General features: G+C 70.1%; 13 protein-coding genes. 10 read left to right on the top strand and 3 right to left on the bottom strand.

Translation table 11 applies throughout. The features are described from left to right. Positions 1 to 64 precede the first annotated feature (64 nt). The 5 genes from pgi to ACSHV8_RS27110 all read left to right on the top strand — a co-directional run bounded on the left by pgi (position 65) and on the right by ACSHV8_RS27110 (position 6,627). On the top strand, positions 65 to 1,696 hold the full coding sequence (pgi, locus tag ACSHV8_RS27130) for a glucose-6-phosphate isomerase (RefSeq protein ID WP_436519966.1): 1,632 nt from the start codon (positions 65 to 67) through the stop codon (positions 1,694 to 1,696). Between the two features lie 62 nt (positions 1,697 to 1,758). Next, positions 1,759 to 2,805, top strand: a complete 1,047-nt coding sequence (locus ACSHV8_RS27125) for a winged helix DNA-binding domain-containing protein (protein ID WP_436536918.1) — start codon at positions 1,759 to 1,761, stop codon at positions 2,803 to 2,805. An 85-nt stretch (positions 2,806 to 2,890) separates the two neighbouring features. After that, positions 2,891 to 4,210 (top strand): carbohydrate-binding protein, encoded by a 1,320-nt coding sequence (locus ACSHV8_RS27120; RefSeq protein ID WP_436519964.1) that lies wholly within the window; start codon positions 2,891 to 2,893, stop codon positions 4,208 to 4,210. Between the two features lie 114 nt (positions 4,211 to 4,324). Beyond that, positions 4,325 to 5,332 (top strand): hypothetical protein, encoded by a 1,008-nt coding sequence (locus ACSHV8_RS27115; RefSeq protein WP_436519962.1) that lies wholly within the window; start codon positions 4,325 to 4,327, stop codon positions 5,330 to 5,332. A gap of 122 nt (positions 5,333 to 5,454) precedes the next feature. After that, complete coding sequence (locus ACSHV8_RS27110) at positions 5,455 to 6,627, top strand: dienelactone hydrolase family protein (protein WP_436519960.1); 1,173 nt, start codon at positions 5,455 to 5,457, stop codon at positions 6,625 to 6,627. 295 nt (positions 6,628 to 6,922) lie between these two features. On the opposite strand, the gene ACSHV8_RS27105 is transcribed toward ACSHV8_RS27110, so the two are convergent. Continuing rightward, positions 6,923 to 7,480 carry a dihydrofolate reductase family protein gene (locus ACSHV8_RS27105; protein ID WP_436519958.1) on the bottom strand — a complete coding sequence of 186 codons (558 nt, stop codon included), beginning with the start codon at positions 7,478 to 7,480 and terminating at the stop codon, positions 6,923 to 6,925. Then, on the bottom strand, positions 7,468 to 8,667 hold the full coding sequence (locus ACSHV8_RS27100; protein WP_436519956.1) for an acyltransferase family protein: 1,200 nt from the start codon (positions 8,665 to 8,667) through the stop codon (positions 7,468 to 7,470). The genes ACSHV8_RS27105 and ACSHV8_RS27100 overlap by 13 nt, the downstream gene beginning before the upstream one ends. 389 nt (positions 8,668 to 9,056) lie before the next feature. Between ACSHV8_RS27100 and ACSHV8_RS27095 the strand changes: the two genes are divergently transcribed. From ACSHV8_RS27095 to ACSHV8_RS27075, 5 genes are all read left to right on the top strand, one after another. Then, entirely contained in the window at positions 9,057 to 11,111 is a 2,055-nt protein-coding gene (locus ACSHV8_RS27095; RefSeq protein WP_436519954.1) for a protein kinase domain-containing protein, read from the top strand. Between the two features lies 1 nt (position 11,112). Next, positions 11,113 to 11,631, top strand: a complete 519-nt coding sequence (locus tag ACSHV8_RS27090; RefSeq protein WP_436519952.1) for a DUF6529 family protein — start codon at positions 11,113 to 11,115, stop codon at positions 11,629 to 11,631. A 145-nt stretch (positions 11,632 to 11,776) separates the two neighbouring features. Continuing rightward, positions 11,777 to 12,889 (top strand): LLM class flavin-dependent oxidoreductase, encoded by a 1,113-nt coding sequence (locus ACSHV8_RS27085; protein ID WP_436519950.1) that lies wholly within the window; start codon positions 11,777 to 11,779, stop codon positions 12,887 to 12,889. After that, entirely contained in the window at positions 12,886 to 13,500 is a 615-nt protein-coding gene (locus tag ACSHV8_RS27080) for an FMN reductase (RefSeq protein WP_436519948.1), read from the top strand. The genes ACSHV8_RS27085 and ACSHV8_RS27080 overlap by 4 nt, the downstream gene beginning before the upstream one ends. Before the next feature lie 271 nt (positions 13,501 to 13,771). Next, entirely contained in the window at positions 13,772 to 14,401 is a 630-nt protein-coding gene (locus ACSHV8_RS27075; RefSeq protein WP_436519946.1) for a putative glycolipid-binding domain-containing protein, read from the top strand. Here the strand turns inward: ACSHV8_RS27075 and ACSHV8_RS27070 are convergent. Next, entirely contained in the window at positions 14,398 to 14,829 is a 432-nt protein-coding gene (locus ACSHV8_RS27070; RefSeq protein WP_436519944.1) for a cupin domain-containing protein, read from the bottom strand. The two genes, ACSHV8_RS27075 and ACSHV8_RS27070, sit on opposite strands and share 4 nt — an antisense overlap. Positions 14,830 to 14,869 lie beyond the last annotated feature (40 nt).

Genomic DNA, 14,869 nt, shown 5'->3' with positions numbered 1-14,869 from the left:
GCCTGGCAGCGGTTCGTGCCACGATGGGCGAAGTGTGCGAGTGACCCGGTCCGGAGTGGGAGAGATGAGCGAACACGTTTCCGACAGTGCCGAGTGGCAGGCACTTCAGGGCCACGCGGAGAAGTTCTCGGCGGTCCACCTGCGTGATCTGTTCGACAGCGAGCCGCAGCGTGGCGAGCGCTATGCCGCCGAGGTCGCCGACCTGTACGTCGACTACAGCAAGAACCTGGTCACCGACGAGGTCCTGACCGCGCTGTTCGCGCTGGCCGGGCGGGCCAAGCTGAGCGAGAAGATCACCGCGATGTTCGCCGGTGAGCACATCAACGTCACCGAGGATCGTGCCGTCCTGCACACCGCGCTGCGCCTGCCGCGCGACGCGTCGCTGGTCGTGGACGGGCAGGACGTGGTGGCCGACGTGCACGAGGTCCTCGACCGGATGGGCGCGTTCGCCGACAAGGTGCGCTCGGGCGAGTGGGTCGGGCACACCGGGCAGCGCATCAAGACGATCGTGAACATCGGCATCGGCGGCTCCGACCTCGGTCCGGTGATGGCTTACGAGGCGCTGAAGGACTATTCGCAGCGCGACATCGAGGCCCGGTTCGTCTCCAACATCGACCCGACCGATCTGTACGAGAAGACGCGCGACCTCGACCCGGCGACGACGCTGTTCATCATCGTGTCGAAGACGTTCACGACGCAGGAGACGCTGACGAACGCGTCCGAGGCTCGTTCGTGGCTTCTGAAGGGTCTTGGCGGTGACAACGCCGCGGTCGCCAAGCACTTCGTCGCCGTCTCGACAAATGCCGAAAAGGTCGCTGCCTTCGGTATCGACACCGACAACATGTTCGGCTTCTGGGACTGGGTGGGCGGCCGTTATTCGCTCCCGTCCGCGGTCGGCCTCTCCGTGCTGATCGCGATCGGCAAGGAGCAGTTCGCCGACATGCTCGACGGCTACCACAAGATCGACGAGCACTTCCGGAGCACGCCGGTCGAGCGGAACGTCCCGGCGCTGCTCGGCCTGCTCAACGTCTGGTACGACACGTTCCTCGGTGCCCAGTCGCACGCCGTGCTGCCGTACGCGCAGTACCTGCACCGTTTCGCCGCCTACCTCCAGCAGCTGACCATGGAGAGCAACGGCAAGTCGGTCCGGCTCTCCGGCGAGCGCGCCACCTTCCAGACCGGCGAGATCTTCTGGGGCGAGCCCGGCACCAACGGCCAGCACGCCTTCTACCAGCTGATCCACCAGGGCACGAAGCTGATCCCGGCCGACTTCATCGGCTTCAGCAAGCCGAACCACGACATCGGCGAGATGCACGACCTGTTCATGTCCAACTTCCTGGCCCAGACCGGCGCCCTGGCGTTCGGTAAGACCCTGGAGCAGGTCCAGGCCGAGGGCACCAAGCCCGCGGTCGCGCCGCACCGGGTCATGCAGGGCAACCACCCGACCACCACGATCCTGGCCGACAAGCTGACGCCGAACACGTTCGGGCAGCTGGTGGCGCTCTACGAGCACATCACGTTCACCCAGGGCGTGATCTGGGAGATCAACTCGTTCGACCAGTGGGGTGTCGAGCTCGGCAAGGCGATGGCCAACCAGGTCGCGCCGAAGCTGACCGCCGCCGAGGCGCCGGCCGAGGACGCCGACTCGTCGACGAACACGCTGATCAAGAGGTACCGGGCCGCTCGCGGTCGCTGATTTTGTCGTAGGTGTTCTCTAGGCTCAGCGCTGTGGACGTGAACACGGCGCTGAGCCTGCGGATGACGAGCCTCCTGCTGGGCTCCGTCAGCAAGAAGTCCGTTCTGGGGATCGCCGAGTGGTTCGGCGCGTTGCAGGCGCAGGATCTCAACAGCGTGCTCTGGTCACTGGGCACGCGTCTGCCCGGCCGCACGCTGCCCGAGATCATCGCGGACACCGAGAGACGCGACGTCGTGCGCACCTGGCCGATGCGCGGCACGGTCCACCTGATCCCGTCGGCCGACGCGCACTGGATGCTGGAGCTGACCGGCGTGCGGGCCCTCGCCGGTGCGGCGAAACGCCGCGAGACCCTGGGCCTGTCCGAGTCCGACGCGGACAAGGCCGCCGAGATCCTCGGCGCCGCCCTGACGGGCGGCGGCCGCCTGACGCGATCATCCTGCGTGGCCACTCTCAACGAGGGCGGCGTCGCGGTGAGCGGTCAGCTGGGCTACCACCTGCTTTGGTACGCGAGTCAGCGCGGAGTCACCGCGATCGCCCCGAACGAGGGCTCCGAGCAGACGTTCGTGCTGCTCGACGAGTGGGCGCCGAGCCGCAACCGGCCGTCCCGGGAGGAGGCGCTGGGCATCCTGGCCCACCGCTATTTCCGCAGCCACGGCCCCACGACGGCCAAGGATTTCGCCGGCTGGACCATGCTCGGCATGAAGGACGCCCGCGCCGGGATCGCGACGGCCGGCCTCACCGAGGTCGACGTCGACGGCGTCGAGATGTGGGCCGATCCGGCCGTGCTCGAGGCCGGCCCGGTCCGCGGCTGGCACGCGCTGCCCGGCTTCGACGAGTACATGCTGGGTTACAAGGACCGGTCGATGATGGCCACGCCCGAGATGCTGAAGAGCATCATCCCCGGCGGCAACGGGATCTTCCAGTCGACCCTCGTGCAGGACGGCAGGGTGCGCGCGGTCTGGAAGCGCACGCTCGGCAAGAAGGCGGTGTCGATCGTGGTCTCGCCATTGACGTCCTTCACCGCGAAGGACTGGGCGAGCGCGGAGGAGGCGCTGCAGCCGTACGGGGCTTTTGTCGGGCTCCCCGTGACTGTTAAGAAACTTGAATAAATGACTGTTAAGAACCCTTGATATTTGTGAACGTGAAAGCCACGATGTGGTGGCACACGTCACGTTCGTCGTCGAGGGAGTCGCCATGGGAGTTCGCCGCCAGTTGTTGGCGCTGGTCGCCGGGGTGGGGGTGGCACTCGGTTCGATCGTGGCGTTCTCGGCGACCGGTGAGGCCGCCGTCGCCTGCTCGTCCACGGTCTGGGCCGAAGGGGTCACCTACACCGCCGGCCAGCAGGTGACCTACCAGTCCAAGCTGTACCAGGCACTGGTCACCCACACGGCGTACGTCGGCACCGGCTGGAACCCGGCCGCGACCCCGACCCTGTGGAAGGACCTCGGCGCCTGCAGCGGCGGCACCACGCCGTCGCCGTCGGTCAGCACGACCAAGCCGCCCACGTCCCCGTCGGCCTCCCCGTCCGCGTCGCCCACCGTCTCGCCGACCACCTCACCGGTCGGCTGCGCCACCCGCGGCCGCCCGGCCGGCAAGGTCCTGCAGGGCTACTGGGAGAACTGGGACGGCGCCTCCAACGGCGTCCACCCCGGCCTCGGCTGGATCCCGATCAACGACAGCCGGATCACCCAGCACGGCTACAACGTGCTGATGGCGGCGTTCCCGGTGATCCGCTCCGACGGCACCGTGCTGTGGGAGAACGGCATGGACGCCGGCGTGAAGGTGCCCACCGCCGCCGAGATCTGCGCGGCCAAGTCGCAGGGCGCCACCGTCCTGATGTCGATCGGCGGCGCGGCGGCCGGCATCGACCTGAGCTCCAGCACCGTTGCCGACAAGTTCGTGTCGACCATCGTGCCGATCCTGAAGGCCAACAACTTCGACGGCATCGACATCGACATCGAGACCGGGCTCTCCGGCAGCGGCAACATCAACACGCTGTCGGCCTCGCAGGCCAACCTGATCCGGATCATCGACGGGGTGCTGGCCCAGATGCCGTCGAACTTCGGTCTGACCATGGCACCGGAGACGGCGTACGTGACCGGCGGCAGCGTGACCTACGGCTCGATCTGGGGCTCGTACCTGCCGATCATCAAGAAGTACCTGGACAACGGCCGGTTGTGGTGGCTCAACATGCAGTACTACAACGGCTCGATGTACGGATGCTCGGGTGACTCGTACTCGGCCGGCACCGTGCAGGGCTTCACCGTCCAGACCCAGTGCCTCAACAACGGCCTGACCATCCAGGGCACGACCATCCGGATTCCGTACGACAAGCAGGTCCCCGGCCTGCCCGCCCAGTCCGGCGCCGGCGGGGGTTACATGACCCCGTCACTGGTCTCCCAGGCGTACAACTCGGTCCCGTCGATCAAGGGCCTGATGACCTGGTCGATCAACTGGGACGGCTCCAAGAACTGGACCTTCGGCGACAACGTGAAGTCCCTCCAGGGTCGTTAACAGACCGTTCATCCCTCCAGATCTTGATCCTGTCCGTCCAGGATCAAGGATGTACAGGCGCGGCGCCCCCGGGCGCCGCGCCTTTCCGTCATGCCGTCGTGAAGTGGAACCACTGTGAGAACGTCTGCCCTGGACCGCGCCATTGCCCGCCTCGCCGGCGACGGTGCCCGCACCCTCGCCAACCGCTTTCTGAGCGTCTCCACCGACCCTTGCCAGGGCGATCCGGGCGCGCTCGCCCTGCGTGAGGCCACCCGGCGCGGGGACTGGCCGGCCGTCCGGGCGATCCTGGCCGCCGTCACCGACGGCAACGTCCGCAACTTCTACCTGCGGATCGTCTCCGCCACCAGGGGTACACAGACCTGGCTCGAACAGGCGGTCCTGGCGGACTCCGGAGACACCCTGGCCATGCTCACGTACGGCTACCGGCTGATCGACTGGGGCTGGGAGGCGCGCGGCAGCGGCGCGGCGTCCTCCGTCTCCCGCGGCCAGTTCCGCACCTTCGGCGAGCGCCTCGCCCGGGCCGAGGCGTTCTTCGGCGAGGTGGTCCGCCGGAACCCGGGCGACGCGGACGCCTGGACCGGGCTGGTCACCTGCAACCGGGGGTTGCAGCGCGGCCACGACGAGGCCTGGCGCCGGTTCAACGGGGCCCGTGCGGCCGACGCCGGGCACCTGGGCGCCCACCGGAGCATGCTGCAGCAGCTCTGCGGCAAATGGGGCGGCAGCGACCAGGTGGTGCACCGGTTCGCGGTCGACTCGGCGTACAGCGCGCCCGAGGGCAGCCCGCTGACCTGCCTGGTCCCCGAAGCGCACATCGAGATCTGGGTTGGCGGCGGTGGGCTCAAGTACATTCGCCAGCCGGCCGTGATCGAGGAGCTCCGCAAGGCCGCCGCCTGGGGCCCGGGCAGCCCGGCCTACCGCCCGCTCCCCGGCGACGCAGTGGTGCACAACCTGTTCGCCCGGGCCTTCATGAACGCGAAACTGCGTTCCGAAGCGGCGCCGCACTTCGCCGCGTCCGGCAACCGGGTCGTCGCCAAGGTCTGGGCGGCGGACGCCGGCTACATCTGGCCGGAGTCCCTCATCCACCTCTCCTACCTGCGCGAACGCTCCAAGGCCGGCCGCTGACCCGGCGCGGGGCCTCGTGTCTCAAGGGGCATCGGGCTGCGCTGGGCGCCGAGGATCGTCTCGCCGTTGACATGCGGGAAAGGGCTTTCTAGGGTCGACCTCACATCGATGAGGAGGAATTGATGAAGAGGCGTTCCCTGATCTCGATTCCCGCCGCGACCCTGGCCTCCGGGCTGGCCGACGTGACCGCGGCGCGGGCGGCCGCCGGGTTCGAGAATCCGGCCGTGATCGGTGACAACCTGCCGGTCTTCTACGAGCGTCTAAGGGATGAGCTCGACTTCCCGCTCTCCTGGCCGAACAGCCGGGAACGGGACTTCCGCACCTGGAAGCGTCGCGCTCGCGCCCAGGTCGAGGAGCTGCTCTGGCAGCCCGAGGACCGTAGCCCCTTCCACGTGGAGGTCATCGATGAGCAGCCAGGGAACGGTTTCCGCCGGCGGCAGCTGGCATTCGACGTCACGCGGCACAGCCGGGTCCGCGCCACCATGCTCGTCCCGGAGGGTCCCGGCCCGTTCCCGGCCGCCCTGCTGCTGCACGACCACGGCGCGAGGTTCGACATCGGCAAGGAGAAGGTGATCGAGCCGTGGTATGACGACGTTCGGCTCGCCTCGGCGCGGGGCTGGGCCGACAAGTACTTCAGCGGGCGCTTCATCGGCGATCAGTTGGCCGCGCGGGGTTACGCGGTGCTCGCCGTCGATGCGCTCGGCTGGGGTGATCGGGGCGGCCTGGCCTACGAGGGTCAGCAGGCGCTCGCGTCCAACCTGTTCAACCTCGGCTCGTCGGTGGCCGGGCTCATGGCGCGGGAGGACGTGCGGGCGGCCGCGATGCTGGCCGGCCTGCCCGAGGTGGACGGGCGGCGGGTCGCGGCGGTCGGCTTCTCCATGGGTGGGTTCCGGGCGTGGCAGGTCGCCGCGCTCTCCGATCACATCGCGGCGACCGTCTCGGCCTGCTGGATGACCGGACTGAAGGAGATGATGGTTCCGGGGAACAACACGCTGCGCGGGCAGTCCGCGTTCTACATGCTGCATCCCGGCCTGTTCCGGCACCTCGACATCCCCGACGTGGCGTCGATCGCCGCCCCGCGTGCGATGTTCGTGCTGGACGGCGAGCTGGATCCGCTCTTCACGGCGGCGGGGCGCGATGCGGCGTACACGAAGATGGGGTTGATCTGGAAGGCGCAGCACGCCCGGGAGCGTCTGCGGACCCAGGTCTGGCCCGGCCTCGGCCACGTCTTCGTCGACCGGATGCAGGACGCGGCTTTCACCTGGCTCGACCGCTGGCTGCACCCGACCGCCTGACGCGGCCTCGACCGGGCGGACCGGCCACCGACGGTGCCCGCGGCCTGCCACGGCGGCCTGGCGCGGCCTGGCGTGGCCTGGTGTTGCGGGGCGCGGCTTGGCCTGGCGCGGCTTGGCGGGGCGCGGCCTGGTGTTGCGGGGCCTGGTGTTGCGGGGCCTGGCCTGGCGGGGCGTGGCGTTGCCGGGCGTGGTCTGCCGTGGCGCGGCCTGGTCTGGTCTGGCCTGCCCGTGGCGTGTGGCCCGGCGTGGATTTTGCCTGGCTCGGCCCGTCGGGCCGCGCGGCTGCGGGCCGGAGTCAGCCGGCCTGGTAGCGCAGGTAGACGACGCCGTTGGCGAAGCGGCGCTGTTCGGCCAGCTTGAGGTCGAGGCGCACGCCCGAGGGGAGGAACCGGGTTCCGCCGCCGACCACGACCGGCGAGACGAACAGCTGGACCTCGTCGACCAGGCCGGCCCGGAACGCGTGGGCCGCGAGGTGCGGCCCGCCGACGCTCAGGTCGCGGTCGGCGGCGTCCTTCAGCGCCTGCACGGCCTTCGGGTCGAAGCTGCGCTCGATCCTGGTCCGCGCGGTGGTCGCCGCCTCCAGCGTCGTCGAGTAGACGATCTTCTCGGCGGCCCGCCACAGCTGGGCGTAGTCGATGGCGGCGGGGGAGGAGTCCGGCCGGACCTGCGCGTCCTCCCAGAAGCGCATCACCTCGTAGAGGCGGCGCCCGTACAGGTAGGTGCCGATCGGCCGTTCGAGATCGTTGACGAACGAGTGCACCTCCTCGTCCGGCACGCTCCAGTCGAAATTGCCCTGCTCGTCGTTGATGTACCCGTCCAGGGACGTGATCCCGGTGCAGATCAGCCGTGCCACAACGCCTCCTTAACTCGTGGGGACTCGCCGGTTCCATCCTGTCCCGCCGGGGGCCGAGAGGCACGGAACCGGCGCCCGAGTCGTTGCGCCGGCAATTCCACGTAACGGTGCGTGAGCCACGAGATCCCGAACACCGCCGACAGATAGATCACCGCGATGAACGGGTCGGGAAGCCCCGATTCCAGGAATCGATGACCGATCTGGATCAGCACGTAGTGCACCAGGTAAATCGAATAACTGAGAACACCGATCAACGACAACCACGACGGCGTACGGCGATGGCGGCCGAGCCGTCCGATCGCGAACGCCCCGCCGAACGTCAGCACGGTGATCACCACCCGGGCCACGTACTTCGGTGTCAGCGCGTCGAGCGAGTGCAGCTCGGCGATCCAGTTCACCAGCAACGCCCCGCCGACCAGCGTGATCGCCAGAATCGCGGGCCACCAGCCGGTCTGCCCCCGGTCGGCCCGGTAGATCGCCGTGCCGGTGAACATCACCGCGACGATCAGCAGCCCGTCCCACCCGTGGGCCGGGTCCTGACCGATCGCGAGCAGCGTCCCGACGAGCCCACCGAGGATCAGGCCACCCGCGACGATCGCCGCCCGCCAGCGCGACAACAGAAGACCAAGACCGATTATGAGTACGGGCGCGGCCACCCCGACCAGGTTGGCCCGCGGCCCGGCGAGCGGCGCGGTCACCACCGCCAGCACGGCCAGCACCCCGGCGATCGTCGCGCTGGCCCGGTGCCACCGCATCGTGAACAGGGCCGTTACCAGCAGATAGAACGCCATCTCGTAGGAGAGCGTCCAGAGCACGGGCGTGACCAGCGGCACTCCGAGCAGGAACGGCATCATCGTCGCGTGCCCGACCGCCGCGGTCACCGGCTGTGACGTCGTGTAGCCGCCGAGCAGGACCATGGCCGCGATCGCCACCAGGTACATCGGGTAGAGCCGCAGCGCCCGGCTGATCCAGAACTCCCGCAGACTGCCGTGTCGCTCCAGCGAGGCCGGGATGATGTACCCGCTGACCAGGAAGAACAGCATGACCCCGGCCGGCCCCGCGTGCAGCCATTCGCCGGTGATCGAGCGCAGGCCGGTGAAGACATAACGGGTCAGGTGCGCATAGAGGACGAGCAGCACCGCGACGGCGCGGAGTCCGTCGAGCCAACCCCACCGCCGCCCGGACATCGAGCCACCATAGTTAGCCGGACCCCGCCCGCGCCAGACCGTTGAAGATCACTTCCAGCGTGACGGCCGGCCCGGCGTCGATCCGGTCGTCCTCCTCACCGCGCCGCTGCGGCCTCCCTCTTCGCCCGGGCGGCGGGCCGGCAGCCGGAATGTCCGTCGTCGCGGACATTGAAGATCGACACTTCCCTAAAGTGTGATCAGCCGTTTGCGGCGGTGTCCGTCTCGCGAGGACAATGGCAATTCGAGGTCGGCCCGGGATGAACCGAGCTGCCCGATCCGCGGTATGCAGATCATAGGAACGCGATAGGCCGAATCCGGCCGAACCGCGGGCAGGATTTGATCATGATTGATCGCCGGGCACGGGGATCGACGCGAGAAAGGGCACGCGGATGGCCGGTCAGGAAGCGCTCGGCCGCGAATACCTGCTGCACGAGGAGATCGGTCGCGGCGCGCTCGCGGTGGTCCGGCGGGCTACGCGACGCTCCGGCGGTCCGCCGCTCGCGGCCAAGCTGATGCGCCCCGAGCTGGCCGGTGACCGGCGTGTCCGCCAGCTGTTCCTCCGTGAGGAGGCGGCCCTCCGCGCCGTCGACCATCCCGGCATCGTCGGTTTCCGCGACCTCGTGGTCGAGGGCGGCACGCTGGCCCTGCTCATGGACTTCGTCGACGGTCCCGACCTGCGCCGCCACCTCGCCGACCGCGGTGGCCGCCTGACCCCGGCCGAGACCGCCACCATCGCCGCCCAGGTCGCGGACGCCCTCGACGCCGCCCACGCCCGCGGCGTCGTCCATCTGGACCTCAAACCCGAAAACCTGCTTCTCGTACGGGGTACCAACCCGCCTCAGATCCGGGTGACCGACTTCGGTGTGGCGGTCCTGCTGATGGACGCCGACCGCGGGGTCGCCGGGGGCACTCCCGGATACACCGCCCCGGAGATCTGGCACGGCACCCCGCCGACGCCCGCCGCCGACGTGTACTCGCTCGGCATCCTGCTCGTCGAGCTGGTCACCGGCGACCCGCAGGGCGCCCCGGAGTCCCTGCCGGAGGAACTGGCCGGCCCGGCCCGCTCCTGCCTGTCGACCGATCCCGGCCGGCGCCCGACCGCCCACCGGGTCGCCACCTACCTGCGCAGCCTGGTCGCCTCGGGCGTCCTCGGCACGATCACCCCGCTCCCCGAGCCGGCCACCCCGGAGCAATCCCCGTCCCCCCGACTGACCACGGTCCGCAGCACCCCCACAGGCCCCTGGGCCGGAGCCTTCACCCCCGCCCCGGCCGCCGAAGCTCCCGCCCCGGCCGCCGAAGCTCCCGCCCCGGCCGCCGGAACCCCCGCCCCGGCCGCCGAAACCGCGGCCCCCGCTCAACCGCTGACACCCGTCCCGTCCAGCCCCGACCACCTGGGCCACTGGGCCGGCCAACTCGCCGGCACCCGACCCGCCACGGGCAACCCCGGCCCCGTCTCACCCGCCGACGGCCGCCTCGCCGGTGCGGCGCAGGCCGCGGGTCGGCCGGACGACAGCGGACGGCCGGCCGCGATGCCCCGGCCGGACGGCGCTGGGCGGCTCGCCGGGATGCCGCGGGCCGCAGGTTGGCCGGACGAGGACGGCGGTGGCGGGCAGCTCGCCGGGACGCCCGTGACCGGCTGGCTGGCCGGAGCGACGCCCACGAGCGGCGGCCCCACCGAGGTGCACCCGCCGGCTGAAGGTCCGGAGGCGGTGCCCGCGCCCGCCGGCCGATCGCGGCGCTGGCGCCGTGGGCCCCTGGTCACGCTCGGGGTGGCCGTCGCCGTGGCCGCGGCGCTGGTCGGTGTGAACATGGCCGCCGCGGCCGACCGGCGTGCGGACGACCGCCAGGCCCCGGTCGCCGTCGTCACCAGTGCCCCGCAGGCCACGGCCGGTCAGGGCGCCGCCGCGCCGGCCGCGTCCTTGCCGCCGACCGAGCCGGTCCGCGCCGGTACGAGTGCGCCCGCCCCGGTGCGGATCACACTGGCCGGCCACGTCGAGGACGATGCGGGCACGCTGGCCATCTCGATCCGGGATCAGCAGGCCATCGCCTACATCTGTGACGGCAACAGGTTGGAGGCCTGGCTCAAGGGCACGGCCGAGAACGGCCGGCTGAACCTGTTCGGGAAGAACGGTGCCAAGGTTGTCGGGACGTTCGACAAGGACAGTGCCCGCGGCCAGGTCACCGTGGTCGGCGCCACCCACGACTTCGTCCTGGGGACGGTGAAGAAGCCGTCCGGCCTCTACCGGACGTCGCTGAAGGTCCGTAACGCCAAGGTCCAGGGCGCGTGGATCGTCCTCCCGGACGGCCGCCAGGTCGGTGTCCTCACCTTGGGCGACCAGATCGGTCCGGCCCCGCAGTTGGACGTCGCCACCGACACCACCACCGTCGACGGCACCGCGGTCCCGGTGACCGCCGTCGACGCCGAGACCGGAACCGGGTTCTGACGTGCGCGGCGATACGCGGGCGGGCCTGCTCTGGCTGCCCGCGGTCGCCGGTGTCGGGGTCGCGGCCGGCCTCGGGGTCTACGGGCGTCTGCACCACCCGTCCCGTCTGTCGATCTTCGGTGAGCTGGGGCGTCCGATCGTCATCAAGGCGGGTCTGACCACCGCCGTCGTGATCCTGGCGGTGGTTCAGCTGATCTCCGCGTTCGCCCTGTACGGCCGCCTGCCGTCCCGCTCCTGGACCCCGGCGCTGCACCGCTGGAGCGGGCGCCTCGCGGTGCTGCTCTCGCTGCCGGTCGCGGTGCACTGTCTCTACGCGTTCGGCTTCGGTTTCGACAGCCCCCGGGTTCTGGCTCATTCGGTGCTCGGCTGCCTGTTCTACGGCGCGTTCGCCGCGAAGATGCTGATCGTCAGCCAGCCCGACAACGGCCGCGCCTGGGTTCTGCCCCTGGCCGGCGGCCTGGTCTTCACCGCCCTGGCCGGCCTCTGGCTCACCTCGGCCCTGTGGTTCTTCGTGAGCTGACCCGACCTGAGCGAAACCCGGTGCCGATCGTGTGACCCCCACCGCAGCCGAAGTTGTTTGAATCTGAAATAGTTTCGGTGTCAACAACGTTGTGCGAGTCAGTCCGGGACGTACGAGCCCCGGCCGAGGGTTCCAGGAGCGGGTCATGCAATTCGGCATCTTCAGCGTCAGCGACATCACCACCGACCCCACCACCGGGAAGACCCCGTCCGAGGCCCAGCGCATCAAGGACATCGTCACCATCGCCAAGCACGCGGAGGAGGTGGGCCTGGACGTCTTCGCGCTCGGCGAGCACCACAACGAGCCGTTCTTCTCGTCCTCGCCGACCACCACGCTCGCGTACATCGCCGCGCAGACCACGACCCTGCAGCTGAGCACCGCGACCACGCTGATCACCACGAACGACCCGGTGAAGATCGCCGAGGACTTCGCGATGCTCCAGCACCTCGCGGACGGCCGCGTCGACCTGACGCTGGGCCGCGGCAACACCGGCCCGGTCTACCCGTGGTTCGGCAAGGACATCCGGGCCGGCATCCCGCTGGCGATCGAGAACTACGCGCTGCTGCACAAGCTGTGGCGCGAGCACACGATCGACTGGGAGGGCAAGTTCCGCACGCCGCTGCAGTCGTTCACCTCGACCCCGCGCCCGCTGGACGACGTCCCGCCGTTCGTCTGGCACGGTTCGATCCGCTCGCCGCAGATCGCCGAGCAGGCCGCCTTCTACGGTGACGGGTTCTTCGCGAACCACATCTTCTGGCCGGCCTCGCACACCCAGCGCATGGTCAAGCTGTACCGCGACCGCTTCGAGCACTACGGCCACGGCTCGGCCGACCAGGCCTACGTCGGCCTCGGCGGCCAGGTGTTCATGCGCAAGAACAGCCAGGACGCGATCAAGGAGTTCCGGCCGTACTTCGACAACGCCCCGGTCTACGGCCACGGCCCGTCCCTCGAGGACTTCACCCGCGAGACGCCGCTGACCGTCGGCAGCCCGCAGCAGGTCATCGACCGGACCCTGGGCTTCCGGGAGTACGTCGGTGACTACCAGCGCCAGCTGTTCCTGATGGACCACGCCGGCCTGCCGGTCAAGACCGTGCTGGAGCAGCTCGACCTGCTCGGTTCCGAGGTCGTGCCGGTGCTCCGCAAGGAGTTCGCCGCCCTCAAGCCGGCCCACGTGCCGGACGCGCCGACCCACGCCTCGCTGGTCGCCGCCAAGATCGCCGCCGAGTCCGAGTCGCAGAAGGAAGAGGTCCAGGCATGAAGCAGCGCAAGCTCGTCGTCATCAGTGCCGGCCTGAGTCAGCCGTCGTCCACCCGCCTGCTCGCGGACCAGCTGTCCGCGGCGGCCGGGCGGGCCGCCGCCCAGCTCGGTGTCACCGCCGAGGTCCGGGTCATCGAGCTCCGCGACCTGGCCCACGAGATCACCGACCACATGCTCACCGGCTTCCCGCCGGCCGGGCTGAAGAGCGCGCAGGACGCGGTCGCCGCGGCCGACGGGCTGATCGTGGTCACCCCGGTCTTCAGCGCCAGTTATTCGGGCCTGTTCAAGTCGTTCTTCGACGTGCTGGAGCAGGACACCCTGGCCGACAAGCCGATTCTGCTGGCCGCGACGGCCGGCACGGCCCGGCACTCGCTGGTGCTGGAGCACGCGCTCCGGCCGCTCTTCGCCTACCTGCACGCGGTTCCGGTGCCGACCTCGGTCTTCGCCGCGAGCGACGACTGGGGCGCCAACTCGGTCGAGGGCCCGCTGCGGGGCCGCATCGAGCGCGCCGCGACCGAGCTGGCCCGGGAGATGGAGCGCCGCGAGCCGGCCACGGTGGTCGACCCGTTCGCCCTCACCGAGTCGTTCGAGGACATGATGAAGTCCCTGTAAAAGGGGCTCACGACGTACGGCGGAAGCGAGATTTTGATCTTGGGGGTGGGCGGCCTTATGGTGTGCGACACACCGACGGTGGGCCGGGTCACCAGCCCGGATCCGGGGCCGTCGGTGCCGCTCGCGTGGAACGGTTTCCGGGGGTCGCACCGGATGGCGGCCGTCCGTTAACCGAAGGTTGTACCGGGACCACCCCAGAGGGGTGGATTCGCCGACGTGAGCGTTTGCACAATGCCAATATGGGGAACCGGATAGCGGCAAAGGAGGCGCTATGACCACGACCAGCGCACGCGGATCGGCGTTGGCGGAACGGCCTCGCGCCGACCTGCCCGTGAGCCCGATGGTCTGGCAGCGAACCGATCGGGTCGGCACCGAGCTGGTGTTCCCGCGGGGCGCCCGGCCCAGCGGTTCGGCCATCGTCGCCGGCTCGCGGGCCTATTCGCTGACCTGGAACGCCGAGGTCACCGCCGCCTCCGAAGTGAAGTCGCTGCACGTCACGAGCCAGGGCGACGGCTGGAGCCGGGAGCTGCGGATCGCGCGCGCCGAGTCCGGCTGGACCTGCCGGGCCGAGCACGCCGGTGATGCGGGGGACCTGCCGTTCGCCGGCACCGAGCAGCTCGACGTGATCGACCCGGCGGCGGTGCTGCGCCTGGCCGACTCCCCGATCTTCATCGCCTGGGCGGTCCGCAATCTCGGGCTGACCGTGAAGTCCGGCCCGGTCTCCGTCCCGGTCGTGCGGGTGCAGGTGCCGTCCCTGGCCGTCGTGCCCGGCACGGTGACATATCACCTGGTCAGCCCGCAGCGGCTGCGGATCACCGGCGACTGGCCGGCCGCGACGTTCGAGCTGGACGAGGCCGGCATGGTCGTCTACCAGGCCGGGCACCTGCGCCTCGCGCGCTAGGCGAGACGCCAGTCGGCGTACTCGAAACCGGGCGCGACCACACAACTGACCAGAACCGGCTCGTCGCCGGCCGGAGCGGCGGCCTGCCAGCACCCGGCCGGCACGAGCAGCTGCGGGCGCTGGCCGGCGGCGAGATCGGGCCCGAGCAGCAGCGGCTCCTCGGCGCCCGGGCCCTCGCCGCGGCCGCCGAGGGTGAGCGTCATCGGGCCGCCGGAGTGCCAGAACCACAGCTCGTCCGAGCGCACCACGTGCCAGGCCGACTCCTCGCCCGGGTGCAGCAGGAAGTAGATAGCGGTCGCCGAGGCGCGCTCACCGGCGTACCCCTCGGGTCGGAACGTTATGGGAGACCGCCAGGTCTCCTTGAACCAGCCGCCTTCCGGGTGTGGAGCCATGTCCAGTCGCTCGGCCAACGGCGGTCGGTCGCTCATTCTCGCAGTCTACGTGTGGAATGACCGTTCGTTTTGCACG

The organism is Actinoplanes sp. HUAS TT8, assembly GCF_051380535.1.
Classification (GTDB): domain Bacteria; phylum Actinomycetota; class Actinomycetes; order Mycobacteriales; family Micromonosporaceae; genus Actinoplanes.
The sequence above is the reverse complement of the archived record's forward strand: the minus strand, read 5'-3'. Positions and strand labels throughout refer to the sequence as shown.

Coding starts and splice junctions, on each gene's coding strand:
- ACSHV8_RS27120 (WP_436519964.1), top strand. CDS start 2,891: ATGGGAGTTCGCCGCCAGTTGTTGGCGCTGGTCGCCGGGGTGGGGGTG.
- ACSHV8_RS27110 (WP_436519960.1), top strand. CDS start 5,455: ATGAAGAGGCGTTCCCTGATCTCGATTCCCGCCGCGACCCTGGCCTCC.
- ACSHV8_RS27095 (WP_436519954.1), top strand. CDS start 9,057: ATGGCCGGTCAGGAAGCGCTCGGCCGCGAATACCTGCTGCACGAGGAG.
- ACSHV8_RS27080 (WP_436519948.1), top strand. CDS start 12,886: ATGAAGCAGCGCAAGCTCGTCGTCATCAGTGCCGGCCTGAGTCAGCCG.
- ACSHV8_RS27100 (WP_436519956.1), bottom strand. CDS start 8,667: ATGTCCGGGCGGCGGTGGGGTTGGCTCGACGGACTCCGCGCCGTCGCG.
- ACSHV8_RS27085 (WP_436519950.1), top strand. CDS start 11,777: ATGCAATTCGGCATCTTCAGCGTCAGCGACATCACCACCGACCCCACC.
- ACSHV8_RS27125 (WP_436536918.1), top strand. CDS start 1,759: ATGACGAGCCTCCTGCTGGGCTCCGTCAGCAAGAAGTCCGTTCTGGGG.
- pgi (WP_436519966.1), top strand. CDS start 65: ATGAGCGAACACGTTTCCGACAGTGCCGAGTGGCAGGCACTTCAGGGC.
- ACSHV8_RS27070 (WP_436519944.1), bottom strand. CDS start 14,829: ATGAGCGACCGACCGCCGTTGGCCGAGCGACTGGACATGGCTCCACAC.
- ACSHV8_RS27075 (WP_436519946.1), top strand. CDS start 13,772: ATGACCACGACCAGCGCACGCGGATCGGCGTTGGCGGAACGGCCTCGC.